This window comes from Bacillus kalamii (assembly GCF_047238185.1).
Taxonomy (GTDB): domain Bacteria; phylum Bacillota; class Bacilli; order Bacillales; family DSM-1321; genus Bacillus_AD.
On the sequence record NZ_JBDFMI010000001.1, the window covers coordinates 3,237,941 to 3,255,424 of the forward strand.

The 17,484-nt window shown below is 36.6% G+C and carries 15 protein-coding genes and 1 pseudogene; 4 read left to right on the forward strand and 12 right to left on the reverse strand.

Going from position 1 to position 17,484, the window contains the following annotated elements:
• Positions 1–14: 14 nt before the first annotated feature.
• The 7 genes and pseudogenes from ABC357_RS16045 to ABC357_RS16075 form a co-directional block, all read right to left on the reverse strand.
• Complete coding sequence (locus ABC357_RS16045) at positions 15–1,784, reverse strand: ATP-binding protein (protein ID WP_412888471.1); 1,770 nt, start codon at positions 1,782–1,784, stop codon at positions 15–17.
• Between the two features lie 13 nt (positions 1,785–1,797).
• Positions 1,798–2,847, reverse strand: coding sequence for an SIR2 family protein (locus ABC357_RS16050; protein WP_412888472.1), 1,050 nt, complete (start codon positions 2,845–2,847; stop codon positions 1,798–1,800).
• 329 nt (positions 2,848–3,176) lie between these two features.
• Entirely contained in the window at positions 3,177–3,962 is a 786-nt protein-coding gene (locus ABC357_RS16055) for an HNH endonuclease family protein (protein ID WP_412888473.1), read from the reverse strand.
• Complete coding sequence (locus tag ABC357_RS16060; RefSeq protein ID WP_412888474.1) at positions 3,946–5,130, reverse strand: AAA family ATPase; 1,185 nt, start codon at positions 5,128–5,130, stop codon at positions 3,946–3,948. The genes ABC357_RS16055 and ABC357_RS16060 overlap by 17 nt, the downstream gene beginning before the upstream one ends.
• Positions 5,131–5,537: 407 nt before the next feature.
• Positions 5,538–7,043: a DNA integrity scanning protein DisA nucleotide-binding domain protein gene (locus tag ABC357_RS16065; RefSeq protein WP_412888475.1), complete on the reverse strand. Its 1,506-nt coding sequence runs from the start codon at positions 7,041–7,043 to the stop codon at positions 5,538–5,540.
• A gap of 272 nt (positions 7,044–7,315) precedes the next feature.
• Positions 7,316–8,104, reverse strand: a pseudogene (locus ABC357_RS16070) (SpoVR family protein); the annotation flags it as partial.
• Positions 8,105–8,255: 151 nt separating this feature from the next.
• Positions 8,256–8,819, reverse strand: coding sequence for a hypothetical protein (locus ABC357_RS16075; RefSeq protein ID WP_412888476.1), 564 nt, complete (start codon positions 8,817–8,819; stop codon positions 8,256–8,258).
• Between the two features lie 208 nt (positions 8,820–9,027).
• On the opposite strand from ABC357_RS16075, the gene ABC357_RS16080 reads away from it, so the two are divergent.
• The gene (locus ABC357_RS16080) at positions 9,028–9,828 is read left to right on the forward strand and encodes an AAA family ATPase (protein ID WP_412888477.1); all 801 of its coding nucleotides are present in this window, start codon (positions 9,028–9,030) and stop codon (positions 9,826–9,828) included.
• A 241-nt stretch (positions 9,829–10,069) separates the two neighbouring features.
• Positions 10,070–11,152 (forward strand): ribosome small subunit-dependent GTPase A, encoded by a 1,083-nt coding sequence (rsgA, locus tag ABC357_RS16085; RefSeq protein WP_412888478.1) that lies wholly within the window; start codon positions 10,070–10,072, stop codon positions 11,150–11,152.
• A gap of 186 nt (positions 11,153–11,338) precedes the next feature.
• Here rsgA and ABC357_RS16090 read toward each other — a convergent pair whose 3' ends face one another.
• From ABC357_RS16090 to ABC357_RS16110, 5 genes are all read right to left on the reverse strand, one after another.
• Positions 11,339–11,677 carry a hypothetical protein gene (locus ABC357_RS16090; RefSeq protein WP_412888479.1) on the reverse strand — a complete coding sequence of 113 codons (339 nt, stop codon included), beginning with the start codon at positions 11,675–11,677 and terminating at the stop codon, positions 11,339–11,341.
• 155 nt (positions 11,678–11,832) lie between these two features.
• Positions 11,833–12,486, reverse strand: a complete 654-nt coding sequence (locus tag ABC357_RS16095; protein WP_412888480.1) for a potassium channel family protein — start codon at positions 12,484–12,486, stop codon at positions 11,833–11,835.
• A gap of 20 nt (positions 12,487–12,506) precedes the next feature.
• Positions 12,507–13,820: a TrkH family potassium uptake protein gene (locus tag ABC357_RS16100; RefSeq protein ID WP_412888481.1), complete on the reverse strand. Its 1,314-nt coding sequence runs from the start codon at positions 13,818–13,820 to the stop codon at positions 12,507–12,509.
• A 76-nt stretch (positions 13,821–13,896) separates the two neighbouring features.
• Positions 13,897–14,460 carry a VanZ family protein gene (locus ABC357_RS16105; protein WP_412888482.1) on the reverse strand — a complete coding sequence of 188 codons (564 nt, stop codon included), beginning with the start codon at positions 14,458–14,460 and terminating at the stop codon, positions 13,897–13,899.
• A gap of 217 nt (positions 14,461–14,677) precedes the next feature.
• The gene (locus ABC357_RS16110; protein ID WP_412888483.1) at positions 14,678–15,550 is read right to left on the reverse strand and encodes an NAD-dependent epimerase/dehydratase family protein; all 873 of its coding nucleotides are present in this window, start codon (positions 15,548–15,550) and stop codon (positions 14,678–14,680) included.
• Between the two features lie 129 nt (positions 15,551–15,679).
• Here ABC357_RS16110 and ABC357_RS16115 point away from each other — a divergent pair, with 129 nt between their 5' ends.
• Both ABC357_RS16115 and ABC357_RS16120 read left to right on the forward strand, forming a co-directional pair.
• Complete coding sequence (locus ABC357_RS16115) at positions 15,680–16,966, forward strand: glycoside hydrolase family 18 protein (RefSeq protein WP_412888484.1); 1,287 nt, start codon at positions 15,680–15,682, stop codon at positions 16,964–16,966.
• A 206-nt stretch (positions 16,967–17,172) separates the two neighbouring features.
• A complete protein-coding gene (locus tag ABC357_RS16120) occupies positions 17,173–17,421 on the forward strand; it encodes a YhdB family protein (RefSeq protein ID WP_412888485.1) in 249 nt (82 codons plus the stop codon).
• Positions 17,422–17,484 lie beyond the last annotated feature (63 nt).

Below are 17,484 nucleotides of genomic sequence, written 5' to 3' on the forward strand. Positions count from 1 at the left end.
CTTAACTATGATAATTAATTTCTACTTTGTTTTCTCAAATTTTCCACTGCATCAATAATGCTATAACCCTCTTTAGCTTCAGTCCATCTATCCCAAAAGTCTATTGTTGCACTTTTTGGAGGAGTGTTTGGTTTATTTAATACAATTCTGGTTGGAAGCAATGTAGAATCTCCTACAACAACAGCTTCACCAATTTCTAAACCCGATAATACACTAAGCAATCCTTCAAGAGTATCTGGCAACAGCGATTTAACTACGGATTTATCTTTATCATTCGTTAGCCTCAAAGAAATTATGTTATTACATTGACTTAAAATCGTCGTACTAACGTCTGACGGCCTTTGGCTGACAATGAATAAACCTACTCCATATTTTCTACCTTCTTTAGCAATTCTTTCAAAAGTTTGCACTGATTTTTTTTGAATCACATTGATACTCTCTGAAGAACTTGGGAGATAGAGATGTGCCTCATCACAAATTAATAAAACAGGATGGCGTAAATCGTTATTTTCTCCTGCATCCGCCCAAAATTGAATTTGATATATTAATCTAGCTACTAAACTAATAATAATCGGCAGCACATCAGAAGGCACTTCTGAGAAATCAATTACTTTTATACCTGATTTTCGATAATTTTCAATCGCTCCATGACCTAGTAAACTTTCAGCTATCTGATGTAATGATTCGTAAGAAGAGTATTCTTGTGGATACTGAAATAAAAAACCATAACGTCTATCTTCTACCTTAGACTTAAGTCTAATAATTAAACGTGTAAGTTTATCATATAACGGACCTTGTTTATATTTTGGATTTCCTTTAGTATCGGTACCTGTCTCGATTTTATAATTATTTTTTTCTTCTAACTTTTCAATCAACTCCCCAACTGTAAATGGTATTGGACTATCAATAGTAAAACGCTCAAGTACATCACTTTTGTTATCCTTTATTAAGGACTCCTTCTTCAACTCAGTTAAAGCCTCTAAAATAGCGGCAAGTTGGTTCGGTGCAGTTTGCTCTGAATGATCGATAATTAATGATTGTAATTCTTCAAAAGTTAATAACCAAAAAGGTAAGAATAATGTATTTTCGCTACCATTAATTAAATCTCCAGGACCTGCCACTCTATATTGTTCCATGTTTGGCAACTCGTTATATTCCCCATGTAAATCAAACAAAAGTATATTAGCCTTCTCTAGTCTTTGAGCTTGCTCTAATAAACTAGCGACAGTCCATGACTTTCCAGAACCTGTACTCCCTAACAAGGCAGCATGTCTTTGAAAAAGTTTATTTGCATCCAAAAATGCCTTAGCTTTTTTATCTAAGGCGTAATGACCAATTTCTAACGGATTATGTAATTGTTTTAGTCCTGAGTTTGCAATAATGCTCATGAATTTCTCAAGGTTTTTTTGATCTAACGAAAAAACTTCTCTATTAATATCTGGAAGACTTAGAATAGCACGAGTGAAATAGTTTTTTTTCAAACCATACTTTTCTAAAAATGTACCAACTAATGTAATTTTAACCGAATTATTTTCAAAATCTTCTTGAGTTATCTCTTCAATATCTTCCGTTTCAATAAAGCTACTAACTACTGCATCTCTCCATACCCTATTAATCATTCCTATTAGCCATTCATTAGAATCCTGTCCTTGTACAGCCACTAGGTGACCAACCTTCGCTAATAGCAACTTCTTTGAGGAAGATACATTTATTACGATTTGATTTGTATCAACTCCTCTGACTTCACCTATACTTTTTTCTTCATTAAAATCAAAAAAGCTCATCATCATTCCCCTTTTATATTATTCTATTCACAAAGTGATTTAAATCCCAAATGGGTTCATCCCAAATACCTTCTTGACCATTATAGTACCATCTAGTATTTAATTCGGACTCTCTTTCTAAGGCGATGACTTGATTACAAGACCTAATAATAGATTTAGCATTTGCAGTCAAAGATCTAGTTAAAATTAAACACTCTAATCCATCTTTTAGGCGTTCAGCCAGTACTGTTTGTAAATGGCTATCATTAAATCCATACCCTAATACAATGACTGATTCAGCACGATTGATAGCATCATTAGCTGTTTCTCGATGAGTATTCATTACAAAGTCTGTCAAACTAGCTTCAAATTTTGTGCTACCTGGAGTAATAATTACTCGCTCAGATTCAATATGTATTTTATTTGATTGGAAAAATACATCTCCACTTTTTTGCCATTTTAATGACCCATGTGGTTTTAATAACCTGACTTTAGGTATAGCTCTATATTCTAAATTTTGCTTACCTTTTATTGTTGTTAAAGCTCTACGGTAGAAATTATCCTTAAGATATTCATTCTTAAAATATTTTATATTTGATCCTTTAAACCCTGTACAACATTCAACTTGTATTAAATCACATGCATATTCAACTAGATGATCATAGTTAGTGGTAACTATATCGAGCACTGGCTTTGATGGTGGTAAACTAAGTATTAAGTGGTTAATCAGTTTTGCAAAAGGATAATCACTTATCTTCATTTTGTAAACCTTTTCACAAAATTCTTCATCGTAAGAATCTATAAATTTAGCAGTTTCATTAATAATATGTTTTAACAAACTACCACTGACTTTTTTCTTTAATAGACCCGCTTCAAAGCCTAACTGTTGAATATACTTATAACACGCTTTCCATTCTGAAAGTTCTGTTGTATTTAAAGTGTTAGTAAATGTATCATTTAATTGCTTTAACAAACCATCCATTCCTGGTATCCCCATCGAAACAGAAAGTCCTGAGCCTACTAGTAAAGATGGTCGCTTTCTAATAAACTCTTGAAGTAATATTAGACCATTTTCATATTCCAAAATACTCATCTCTTTTCTACATTTATCCATATCCTTCTTTTAATTATACTTTAAAAATTGTTGGGAGTAATCAAGAACTGAATCTTATTATGATGAAAAAGGGAGAATTATTATTAAAACTATAAATACTAGCTCATAACGACAATGTACGTGATGAAACAACAGGCTGTCTATCAGCTCCAAAAAGATTAATCAGACAGCCATGAATGTAACTTTTACTAAATTGTAATCTCAGCTCAATCTATATCACAAACCAAGCAAGATTGAATATATGAACATTTAAAAACTTCACAATAGTATACTTGGATTAAACTTATACACAATCCTACTCATACAATATTAGTGGCTTCGCTATATATCTTAAACGCAAATTTTTTTACCTTTTTCTCTAAATAATCAAGTTCCTCATACCATATACCTTTTTTGATCATTTCATCCCTCAAATACTCATAATTAGGATTAGAGATTATTATTGTTGCAACTGTTGCACTATACGCTGCCTTCGGTTGACCATTTTCTAAAATATTTTTAAATTTATTTCTCAACTCAATTTTTTCTTCAATACTATATTTTTGTGGACTATATTTCATCAACATATTTTTAAATTCTTCTATCTCATCAATCAATGCTTGGATAATCAAAAACCTTGTAACTGCATGACCTCTTCCCGCTTTGTAATCATTTAATCCAATAAGTTTTTCAGTTAATTTTCCTTTATCATCAATACCTATAATTCTGAATTTTTCAGTACAAAATTCTAGATGAAGATTTGGAGTATCAATTGATGGATTAACTAATGGATATAATTTTGTGTCATGATTACTTTTAGCTATATTACATCTATTACAAGAGGGTAATAAATTATCCCAGTTAACAACTTCATCTTCATACAATGATTTAGGATGATAATGTTCCACTTGCATGTATTTTCCTTCTACTCCTATGTAACATTCACAATAAGCACACTTATTATTAGACATTTCATACAATGCTTCTGTAATATAAGGTACCTTCCATACACTTTTCTTTTTGTCAGCTTTAAATCTCTCTGTTAATTCTATAATAGTTTCATCTGTTAGTTGCGAGGGTTTAGGTGGTCTAGTTAGTGGTATCATACTTTGGCTCCCCCCATATACTAACTTCTCCCGATTGAATACTTAATATTTTTAAAAGAGGATTATTAGGATGTATCATTTTTTGTAAAATTGTATATGTTTCCTTCATTCCCTGAACATTATCTTTATCTCTATAATTTTCAAATTTCTCTAGATGATATCTTAATTTTTTCGATATCGTACTTTCAAGCCCCATTACATCTGTTAATATTTCCTCAATAGTCCAACCAAGATATCCGTACTCTGAATTAATAGGATTTTTTCTAACATATGGATTTCTTATATATTCGTCCTGCTCTAGGGGAATAATCTCATCTGCTCCAGCTTCTTGTATTATATGAGGACTATGAGTAGTTGCTATAATTTGTGCCCTAGGTAATAACCACTTTATTATCCTTAAAAGTTTTCTTTGCCACTCAGGATGTAAATGTAAATCTATTTCATCAATTAAAAGAACTCCATTAAAATCTTGAATAAATTCAATTTTCTTATTTTCCACATTCTTAATTATTCCTAAAAGCATCATGAGTGAAGATAAATATCCTGAAGAAAGACTTTGTAAAGGTATCTCTCCTAGTGGGGTATTAACCATAATTTCGATTTGACTATTTAATTTATTATTTAAAGAGTTTTTATATCGTAATTTCAAATCATCTTTTAAAACAATTCTACTAAATGATACTTCAGGATCTATATGATAAAAACATTTCTTAATAAGATCATGATTATAGTATTTCTCTTCAGAAATACTATTATAATAATAATTTTTATAAAACCATTCCTTTAAACTTCTTAATTGAATTCCCTGATTTGAAACAGTACTTCTATTATTAACATCAAAGTATATCAACTCATTTGAATTAAGATATTTAGTCCTTCTATTAGGATGATAATATTCCATCATTTCATCGGCGTAAATTTCAAATAGTTTAAAATCTGTACTGTAATTATTATCCACAACTACTTCCCACATACCTACCCTACTACCGACACTGACATTTATCCCCCTTATATTTCTTTTTGAAAACGATTCTCTTAAACACTTAATGATAGTTGTTTTCCCAATGCCGTTTGGCCCAGTAATAATATTAAGGCCTGGATTAAAGTTTAATACTAATTCTTTAATTCCATTTATACTTTCTATTTTTAAATGTTCTATCCTTAACATAGTAGCCCCCTAAAATAGAATATTGTTTTATAGAGATTAAGACACTAAAAAGAAATAGACTAAGAATAGTTTCTTCTTAGTCTATAATTCAATTAATCTATAAAAATATTTTAAATTTTATTACAAAAATCATATAACCATGTGAATTCTATCATATTTTGTATGGTAATCAAAGATTTTATTTTCCAAGATTATACTGGAGTTTAATGTGACTAACGTCTTCATTAATTTAAATTTGAAATAGATACAAATCTTCATGTTTAACCAGTTTCTTCATTATTCTTTATCCTTATTCCATAAGGACTATCATGCATAAAGACAATTACTACTATTCTTAGATTGTCATAGTTTTAAGGAGTTTCATCTTATCCAGTGACGAGATTAATTATAATAACATATAATAAAAGTTATTTTCGACCAGTGCTTATTACGCTTACATCACCATCTTCTGAAATTACAATTATCAGACCTTCGATATTTTGGCTTATTAAGTAGTTTTTATATCTTAACGCAGAATTATAGCGAGCTCCTCTACCTGAGTTCCCCTCTAGGGAGACCACTCCATCTAAAATAGTTCCAAATGCATGACACTTCCCATTTGTATCTAGGATTATAGCTCCGTCTATTTTTGTTAAACCCCAAAATGACTGTTTTGAAATATTATTAGGTCTCATTAAAGTACTAGAAATTTTTAATCTGTCAGCCTCTTGCACTGCAAATTTTTCCTTTAATATAACCAACATTGTTCCATGTTTTTGTGTTGTTGCTGTTTTAACTAAACTATATAACAATTTAGCATTGACATCCTTATTTCCAAAGATTTTTTTTAGGTCTTTTGAAAAATTAATCATGTCAGAACCCATATGTTTCATCGATACTTTTACCAACATATTTTCGAAAAAAAATAAAGGCTTACCTATACCAGGATAATAAACTTCCCATTTTAATAATCCCTTAAATTTTATAAATAGTTTAAAATCAATATTCATTGTATCCGTTTGTCTAATTGTGAAACCATAGGCTCCAAGATTGGCATCAACCAATAATATTAAGTCACCTTTTTTTTCTCCTGTTATCTCCAATAACTTCCTAAACCCTTTATGATTACTAAAAGGTATAGGATTTTTCAACCATATATCAGCATCTCTCTCATAACCTATTAACATGCAACCATTACACATTGCGCTTTCATAGTATGTTGAAGATATAATATGTAAATCATTTGTTATATTATAAATCACAGACCCGTACTTTTCGTAATTTTTGTATGCATTGTACCCACCATATTGGCGGTCTTCATTCAGTTCATTCGCAATAAAACTAGAAGCAGCTATTCTTCCTATCTCATCATAATTTTCTTTTTCCCAATTTGATTGCCAAATATCAACGAATTTATCCAAGAATTTAAACTGAGGAATATCATATATAGCTGTCGGTTTAATATTAAACTCAACTATCAGTAGAGTTTTAATAGACCCAGAATTAGAGTCGTAAATAGGAATGCTGTTACCAAACTCACTAACCCAATAATACTTATCCTCATTTGTTTTTAATGTAGAAATAATTTTCTCTCTAATTAAACTAAAATTTCTTGGTAAAGAAAACATTTCTGGGTATTTAAAAAGATACCTATCTAAGCTCATGTTTGTTCTTTCGCTACATCGATAATTATATATTATTTCTTTTTCATAATTTATTTCCACAAGGTGTATATTAATAAGTTTTTTATAAAGATATTGACTTTCATCCAATTTTTTTATTTCTTTAGTCACATTATTCTTTATTATGTCAAATTTTTCAAAGTAAAAATTTGTACTACTAAAATCCCGTATCTGATCCTTACAATTAATGTAATCCCAATCAGACGACATTCTAAATATGTTCTGTGGTTCTAATTCATCCGCTAATTTCATCTATATCTCCTTATAAATTCACTAAAAATAAAATTTTACCCAGCCTTTTCAAGTTTATGTAACATAAAATAACTTTAAAAATCTATGTATTTGATATATTATAATGTGATTTTGCAAATCTTAGAAGAAGGAAAAAATATTTAGAAATCTTTAAAAATACAAAACAATAGCTTTTAACGAACTTCATATACCAGCTGAGGAAGCTAATATATAAAGAATTAAATAAACATAAGAAATATCCAAAATTCTAATTGTCCTTAGAAAAATCATCCCCAGCCCTCGTTCATGATTTTCGTTTCCAGCTGAGGCCAAAAATAAAGCATTTCTTCTCTCATCATGGTTAGAATATCGCGCTGCCAGTCATCTAATTCACGGCTATATTGCTGGATGAATAAGAGCAGGTCTTTTTGTGGCTGAGCCGGAAATTTTTTGTATTTCTTCTTGACCGGCTCTTTTTTCGCTTGGGCCGGGTCTAAATCCCAAAGGTCATCATAGGGGGACTTTGTTTTGACTGTTTCCTCTTCCTCTTCTTCCTCCAGGTCGAGTATGGTCGCCGGCTTCAATAAAGAAGGATCTATATGCTCCTCAATGGCTAAGACGGCATCTAAAAAATGCTCGACTTCTTTTTTGCCATAGTGGATTTCATATTGCCTAATCCGGTCCGCTGTGGCAGACATGCTTTCGACCATATCCCGTTTCGTGTTTTGGAAACGGATATTATTTTTAAAGAAATCGCAATGTGCAAGGACGTGGGCGACAATTAATTTATTCTGGATTAATGAGTTACTGTCCAATAAAAAGGCGTAGCAAGGGTCGGAATTGATCACCAGTTCATAAATTTTGCTTAATCCAAAATCATATTGAAGTTTCATTTTATGGAATTGTTTACCGAAGCTCCAATGGGAATAGCGTGTTGGCATGCCATATGCACCGATTGTATAGATGATTTCACTTGGGCAGATTTCATAGCGCATTGGATACGAATCTAACCCGAATCCCTTGGCAATCTCTGTTATCTCCGCAATAGCTCTTTCTAGCTCTTTATGGTCATCAGCTTTCACAGGGTTCCCTCCTTTTCCTTCTTATCTCATAGTATGAAATAGGGCGTAGAAAATGACGTAATCCCTTGCAATAAATCGTGTGCCGATGTCACGGTATCGGAGTGGAAACGACTAAAAAACCCCCATTGATCCAATGGGGGCATAACTTGTATTAAGGTTGAAGCTGTTCCGCTTTTTCTATCAAGGAGCTGAGCTTATCCTGTTCGATGAAGGTCTGTTCCCTGTTCTCCAGATTATGCAAGAAAGAAAGGATTCCTTTTTTGATACCCTGGCGGAAAGCCTTAGCCGGCACGATATTCATACTATTGACAGGCAGATTCGTCGATTTCGTTACCCTCTCTCCGTCGTACCAATAAAGAGTGTCCAACGAACTGTGTTTTATGCCGATTAAAACATGCTCTCCCTGTGGAATGATCACAAGTTCCTTATCCATGATTCCCTTACCGATTTCCAATACTTTCGTGCCGATAAATGTATAATTTAAAACCAAATTAGAAACAAATGGAAGGATCGGAACGGTAAAGCCCTCTTTTGTCAGAATGGTATTTCCCATCTCCTCAGTCCGCTCTGATAAATGGTAGCGGCTGAAGAAAGATGCTCCATTCAACATAAAGTCTACCTCGCCCCATAAAACCATGCCCTCATTCCCAGACGCTTGCTCAGGTTCCATTTGTTGCTGGTTATAATCCACATGAAATACAATCGTAAAATCCATTTTGACACCTCGACATTGTCCCGGCATTCAAGCCAAGGAACATTCTAATATGTACAATTAAGCGGCCCTCACTTTTTAAGCCTTTTCATAAACTCTTACCAGAAGTGCTATTTATCTATGATTATACCACATCAGGTATATAAGCGATGAATAATTAAATATGCTATAGTTGTGAATAATACCATTTAATAGAAAGGATGGATGCTTCTTGAGAATATCCTCCATCACATTATCTCATAAAAAGAAAGAGACGTCTTCATACCCCTTTACTATTCCTCTTATTCGATCACTTTCATCTCTTGCGTTTAGCAGCCCGGTGACGTTTTTTGCAGGTGAAAACGGCTCGGGCAAATCTACCATACTGGAAGCATTGGCTGTCGCTGTCCAATCGACCACTATAGGCAGCCAGTCTGCTGCTGCCGATCCAACTTTATTCCATGTCCGCCCATTGGCTGAGCGATTAAACATTACATGGGAAGATCGAAAACAACGGGGATTTTTCTTAAGATCTGAAGACTTCTTTAATTTTGTGAAAGAACAGAATAAACTTCGGGCAGAATTGCTTGCCAATATCGCTGAAGTTGAGGAAACTTATCAATCCAGGTCCATTTTGGCCAAAAATTTGGCCCTCTCCCCTTATGCGAATTCACTTTCTCAAATGGAGGCAAGGTATGGAAAGGACCTGGATGCCCAATCTCACGGCGAAAGTTTTTTGAATGTTTTGTCATCAAGGGTTGTTCCTAATGGTTTATATCTTCTTGATGAGCCCGAGGCTGCTTTATCACCCATGAGGCAATTGACATTGATCGCCATGATAAAAGACGCTGTAATGGAAGGCTCACAATTTATAATGGCCACCCACTCACCTATTTTACTTGCGTACTCTGGAGCTACTATTTACGAGTTTGAAGGGTCAGCCATCCATCCAAAAAAATATGATGATTTAGAGCATGTGACATTTACCAAGTCATTCCTTGCAAATCCGGAACAGTTTTTGCGCCATTTATAAAAGCGAGCAACGTTATCTTGTCTATAAAGGGGAGCCTGGATCATATATCGGGAAATATAGCTATTTTACTGGAAAAAAGTACAAATAATGCATACACTATAGTTAACGAAAACGAAAGGAGTGATGTTTTATGAAAACACCACACGTATTAATTGCACAAAAAGAGGAGAGTATCTTTCAATAGAACAGGATATTCCTCCTCTACCTATTTAATCATTTGATGATATTCAGGAGGAAATACATGAACGAAAACACATTAGAACAAATCGGCTTTAATGACTTCTATAAACAGGAAGCAGCTTCTTACGCACAGTTTTATCCAGCGCGGATTTCATCGCAGCATAAAGATGTATATAAAGCAATCACGCAGAATGGCGAAATCCAAGCTAGGGTGTCCGGTAAATTTGCCTATGCCACTTCTAGTCCTGCGGATTTCCCTGCTGTAGGTGATTGGGTATTGATAGACAGAGAAGCAGCCGGCCAGGGCGACGCGGTTATTCATCATATACTTCCGCGCAAAAGCGTCTTTGAGCGCAAGTCTGCAGGACGATCAAATGATATCCAAATTGTTGCAGCCAATATTGATTTTCTTTTTATTTGTATGTCTGTGAATAACGATTTCAATATCCGCCGGCTTGAGAGATATCTTTCCATTGCCTGGGATAGCGGCTCTATGCCTGTTATTGTGTTGACAAAGGCCGATTTATGCGAAGATATCGGCGACCGTTTGGCAAAAGTATATGAAGCGGCAATCGGTGTAGATGTCGTTACCGTTTCTGTTGAGGAAGAAAACAGCTATTTAGCAGTTAAGAATAGGGTGGGCTTCGGCAAGTCAGCCGCCTTTATCGGGTCTTCAGGTGTCGGGAAATCCACGTTGATCAATGCCCTTATGGGTGAGGAAGTCCTTGCTGTCAACGGCATTCGTGAAGAGGATGATAAAGGCCGGCACACGACTACACACCGCCAATTACTCATCATGCCTGATGGCGGAGCTGTAATTGACACACCCGGCATGAGAGAGCTTCAACTGGAAAGCGGAGATGTCTCCCAGTCCTTTTCCGATATCGAAGAGTATGCTGCCCATTGCCGCTTTTCCGATTGTTCACATTTAAAAGAACCTGGATGCGCTGTTAAAGAAGCTATTGAAAGCGGAACACTTCCCTCTGAGAGGTTCCAGAACTATCTAAAGCTTAAAAGGGAACTCGCCTATCAGGAATTAAAAGCCAAGAAACGTGAACAGGCAAAAGCCATCAATATGTTCGGCAGCGTCAATGCCATGAAAAAAGTATCACACCAATTAAAGCAAGGCAATAAAAGATCTTGATGGACAAAAAGAAGTACTGGCGACTGATTTCATAAAAAATATTATTATCTAAGAGTTTGAATTTTTATATGAATATGTACATGGCCATATAGAAAATGCACCTCCGATTGTTAGATGTGTCTAACGATCGGAGGTGCATTTCATAAGCGGGCGTTTTTTCTTGCATATGTATTCTTTAATCTCTTCTTATTTCTCTGTCACAACAAAACGGAAGCTTTGCCACCGTGCAAACGTATACTGATTTAGTTCAGCTTCAATGATCATGTATCCATTATTCAAATGGGAGGTTAAATCTTTCAGGATTAAAGGATAGGTGGCTTTGATTTTAGCATTCAACGCATCTTTGCTTCTTCGAGTAAGCGTATGAGGACCCTCAAATTCAAGTTTTTCATGGATATCTATTGAATTTCCGTTTTTTAAGTGGATGGATAGGAGCATTCCCTTGCAATATTGGCAACATTCCAAAAAACCATGCCAATTGAAAGGAAGTTTATCATCCATTTCGATTTTGTATTGTTTCTTCATCCTTGTTACCCCTTATAACAAAAATATAAATGGTTCCCGGCTATTCTTTGCCCAGACTTGCGTTAAGTATCTTTATTTTACATGAATGGTCTATACTTTCAAGAGAAAAATGCCTGCTGGCAAAGGTTGGGGAACAGTATATATAAACCCTTTGCTTAGTTATATTTTTTTTTGAACTTTTCTATTTTGGCATTTTCACCGATTACCAAAAAACGGTCACCACTTCGGAAATCAACATCCGCAAAATGGGATAGGATCGGTTTCTCATCACGTATGATCAGCGATACAACCAAATCGTATTTCCTTGAAAAATCCATTTGGCTTAAATTTTTTCCATAAAGTGCAGCCGGTACATTCATCTCTACGATCGACACATCCTCTGTAATCTCGTAATATTCAATGATTCCTGACATTAACTCTTGGCGTGCCGCTTTCTTCCCAGCTTCTTCTTCCGGATAGATGACCCTGTCAGCCCCTATACTGTATAGAATTTCCCCGACTTCCTTCGACACGGATTTAGCCACGACCCGTTTGGCATTCCGTTCCTTGACCTTCTTTGTAATCAATATGGCAGAGAAAGCATCCGTCCCTATTGCTATAAAGACCGCATCAAATTCTTCCACATTGAGCTCATCCAGCACATCATTGTCACGAAAGTCGCCGATGATGCAGTGTGTTGCATATTGGTCTATTTCATCCAGCCTTTTTTCACTCGTATCGCATACAACGACCTCAGCATGCTGGCTATATAATTCCTTGACGATCCCTCTTCCAAAGCGGCCAGCTCCAATCACTAAAAATTGCTTCATTGCCTGCATCCTCCCTTATATTAACCAACTGCCAAGTCTTCTTTTAAATATTTCATTTTCGATTTTTCAACTCTGAATACAAAATAAATCAATGTAAAAATGCCAATCCGCCCTATAACCATCAGGCACATAAGAACAATCTTGGAGTAAATGGTCAGCTGTGCTGTAATCCCCATGGATAAGCCGGTATTGGTTAACGCCGATACAACCTCAAACACAATTTGTTCAATCGGTTTTGTTTCAAATATGGACAAAGCGACCGTAGAAGAAAAAATCAAGATCAAAAAACTGATTAGAATCAAAAATGACTTATTGATCGTCTCCTGTGATATCGTTTTTTTATAAATTACTGTGTGCTCCTGTGATCTGGCAACTGAAATCATTTTGGCTATCAGGACAGCAAAGGTTGTCAGACGGATCCCACCACCTGTACTGGATGAAGCACCGCCAATGAACATAAGGAACGTCATGATTAATATGGTAGTAATAGTTAAGCCAGAAATATCCAATGTGGCTAAACCCGCATTACGTGTGGTTGCCGATAGAAAAATGGCGTTTGACAGCTTATCCGTTAAATTCAAACCATTAAATGCTTTTCCGTATTCGATTGCCAGATAGACTACTGTCCCAACCGCCCATAGTATCAGGTGCATCCTTATATTTATTTTGGTGAATAAACTTTTGCGTTTTCTAGTGGAAAAGATATATTCCATAATAGTTGGATAGCCAAGGCTTCCGAGAAAGATCGTAGCACTTGTTGTATACAGCATAATAGGGCTATGTTTAAATGCCGGAAAGCCTCCATCGAACAAATCAAATCCTGCGTTAGTAAAACTGGCGATTGCATGAAATATGGTCACAAAAAGGGCATCCCCTGCAGAATCAAATTGGGGGCGTATTTGCCCGTACATAATAAGGGAGGCCATTGCCTCTATCGCAAGTGCAATTAACAGCACAGAAATGCTCAACGATTGTATCGTCTTCAGATTGCTTTGGTTTTGGTCACGGGATATCAAGATCAAGCTGGTCATCGATAATCGTTTCCCCATCATCACGAAAAGATAACTGATCAGGACAAGGATTCCAATGCCTCCCAACTGCATTTCCAGCATCATCAACGCCTGCCCCCAGCGTGTCATTTCCACTGAAATGTTGACCGTTGTCAAACCTGTTACCGACAACGAACTAGTCGAAACAAATAATGCATCGATTAAGGATAAATGCCCAGTATTGCTTACTGGAAGCATATATAAGCCCGCAAAAAGAAAAATGCCTGTTATGTAAATAAGAAAAATAGAACGAAAGGATCGAATGGTAGATTTCGAAAGGATCATGTTGCACCTCCACTATTAGACTATTCTATTTTATCGTGCAACTCAACGAAATCCTTCCTCTCAAAAAGAAAAAAGCCTAGAGGCTCTTTTCATCTTGCCGGCATACAGCGGAGTGTTCTTCTTCCTGATAGACCGCCACTGGTACCTCAACCGTTACAAGGAATTCTCTTTTCATATAATAGAAGGATTTTAGCGGATAGTATCCAAGCAATCCGCCTAATGTATATAAAAGGATATGATCGACGTCAAATACCCCGACTTGGAATATCCATTGGGAGGCTTCGACCAGCACTCCAAAGAAAATCAAAGCAGGCAATATGTACTGAAATTGGCCGAAACGTCTATCGATTAACGGCAAAAGAATGCCAAGTGGGGAAAACAGGACAATAAATTCCGTTATACTTTTCAGCTTGAATAATAAAGGGATTTCGGATAAATAAAAATCATTCATCAAGGTTGTAAATGGGCGAAAATTAGCTTCTTCCCATCCTTTAAGCATGTGGCTGCCTGAGGCAGACTGAATTTTAGTGAAAGCTTCAGCGATTGAGTAATATTTGAACAAAAAATCCTTGCCGATTAATAACAGATATCCACCCAAAAGGATGCATGCACTTATTTGAATCCATCTCTTCTTGCCCATTTAATCACTCCTTCGCTTATGGAATGCTTTTTCTTCAGCAGGCTCCACATGTAAAGTCTACTAGCTAAATGTAAAGATTGTTGTAAATAACTATGAAGGATTTCTTAAGAAATGCGTAATCCGCATGGTACTTTATTCCCCCACCCCTTCACTTGCAAACGTCTGAAAAAACATCGAAACAAAAAAGGCAACCGGACTCTATCCAGTTGCCTTCCCTTTATTTTCCTTGGCCAGTAATTTCTTTTATGTATCGATCCATCAACGGATAAATATATGAATCCAGCTGGTTAAATGTAAATCCTTTTGACTCAGCATATGAATTCGATAGGATATAATTCGTATATGTATGATAGGCCCCTTCAGAACCCTCCACACCCACTCGAACAGGAACATCTATTTTTTCTCCATAATAGGAAATGATGTTCTGTATACTAATTGTCCCGTCGCTGCACGCATTGATCGGTCCTGTTATATCATGTTGCCCGCACCAGCACAAAAAGCGTGCCGCTTCGTCTGAAGAAATAAAGCACATATCCCCTTCCGGATTTGCCAGTTCAGTTTGGCTGGCAACTTGTTTTCCGTAAGACAAAAGCCGTTCCGTATAATCCTCTTCCCCCAAAACGACTGGAAATCGGACAGCCGTGTATGGAACAGGCGCATGCTGGGCGTAGTATGCCTCCGCCCTTCTTTTTCCTTCACCGTAATCCAATGCTTCTGAAAATGGTTCCAACCGGTATTCTTCAGGTACAAATAAAGCTTCATCCAGTAGCCTGCCCGGTCCATAAACAGCCATTGAAGAAGTAAATACGATTTTTTCCACGGTCTTCGGAATGGCTCGGCAAAGATATTCAGCTTCCTCGTCATTGTAGCAAATATTATCAAATACTAGATCAAAATCCTTATTCTTCAGAGCCAATTTCAGGCTTTCCGGATCGCGGCGGTCCACAACCAGGCGATCCACACGGCTTCCAAAAAGATCCTTTGCCTGCCCTCTCGTCGCAATTGCCACATGGCAACCGAAGTCAATAAGCCGCTCGACAAGTGCTTTCCCGAAAAAACGCGAACCCCCTAAAACCAAAACATTCTTCATACGTATTCCCCCTTTTTATTCTAATCTTAATACTCAGCGAATGGCTTTTTCAAGGAAAAATACGGAAGAATACATGACCCTTCTGACAATCACATACAATTAGAAGAAAAAACAAATTGGAGGAATACTATGCAAATTCATGTTGTCCGTCCAGGCCAGACTATATATAGCATTGCACAGGCTTACAATACAACACCCCAAGAAATTATTTCGGCCAATGAACTAACAAAGCCGAATGAATTAGTTGTCGGCCAAGCATTGGTCATTCCCATCGTCGGCCGCTTCTATTATGTACAACCGGGAGACAGCCTTTGGACGATAGGAAGGAAATTCGGTTTTACACCGCAGGAATTGGCAAACGTCAATAATATCCCCTTGAATGGAAGCCTGACGATCGGCCAAAGGCTTTATATTCCGCCGCAAAAAAAACGAAAAGCCGAATTTATGGCCTATATAGAACCACGGGGTACATCTGTTTCACCTGCATTGGAAAGATCGGCCAGAGAAGCCGCTCCTTATTTGACGTATCTCGCTCCTTTTAGTTTCATTGCCCAAAGGGATGGCAGCCTGAAAGAGCCGCCATTGAATGATTTTGCTGCCATCGCCAGAAATCAAAATACCGGATTGACAATGGTGATCTCCAATCAGGAAAATGGAGAATTCAACAGTGATCTGGGAAGAATCCTTTTGAATGATATGATGGTCCAGAACACACTTCTTGCGAATATTGAGTCTACCGCCCAAAAATACAAGTTTGATGATATTCATTTTGACTTTGAATTTCTTCGGCCGGAGGATAAGGATGCCTACACAGCATTTCTTAAGAAAGCCAAAAGCCGTTTTTCAAAGTTTGGCTGGCTTGTTTCCATTGCATTAGCCCCAAAAACTTCAGCCAACCAAAAAGGAAAATGGTTTGAGGCATTCGATTATAAGGCACAAGGAGAAGCAGTCGATTTCGTCCTTATTATGACCTATGAATGGGGGTATAGCGGCGGTCCTGCCCAAGCTGTCTCGCCAATCGGGCCCGTGAGGAATGTATTGAATTACGCAATAAGTGAAATACCGTCCCGTAAAGTCATGATGGGCCAAAACTTATATGGTTATGACTGGACCCTTCCCTTCGTGCCCGGATCCACGGCTAAAGCGGTCAGCCCCAAGGCAGCGACAGAATTGGCCCAGACATTCCAAGTCCCCATTCAGTATGACCAGGTCGCCCAAGCTCCTTTCTTCAAATACAAGGACGAATCAGGCAGGGACCACGAAGTTTGGTTTGAAGATGCACGTTCTATTCAAGCGAAATTCGATTTATTGAAGGAATTGAATTTACGTGGAATGGGCTATTGGAAGTTAGGTTTATCTTTCCCGCAAAATTGGCTTTTATTGAATGACAATTTCATTCCCGTTAAGAAAGAATAAAGAGGTTGAACAGGCCTGGGAACAATTTTTCCCTTTCCCGCCAATGAGTTAGCCCATCTATTATGTATAAAGCCCTCCGTCATCGTTTTTGTTTTCGTTGGTAAAATGTACTCGGAGCAAAGGAGACTTCACCAACTTTTTCATAGCTTGCATTTCGCTTTTTTCGCACATGATAAATGTATCACCTCAAAAAGGAGGCTGATGCAATGAATAAACTGGACTACGACAGGGCCTTATATTATACGCATCGCTCGGAGTGGGATAATTTACTGATATTGATGGTTCGGACAGACGATCACTTTTTATCAAAAAAAATTGAGCATTTCCTTCATGCATATAATTTCGAACACGATTACACAACCATCCAACGCCATCTCTACACTCTACTTAGATATTTGGAGCATGCGACATGCATGGTGATGCAGCATGAAGCACTTCATGAATCTTATTCTTAGTTTTACGCTATTGGAAAAATATATTCGACCGAACATGGTGGTATAAATAGGAAGCACGACAAT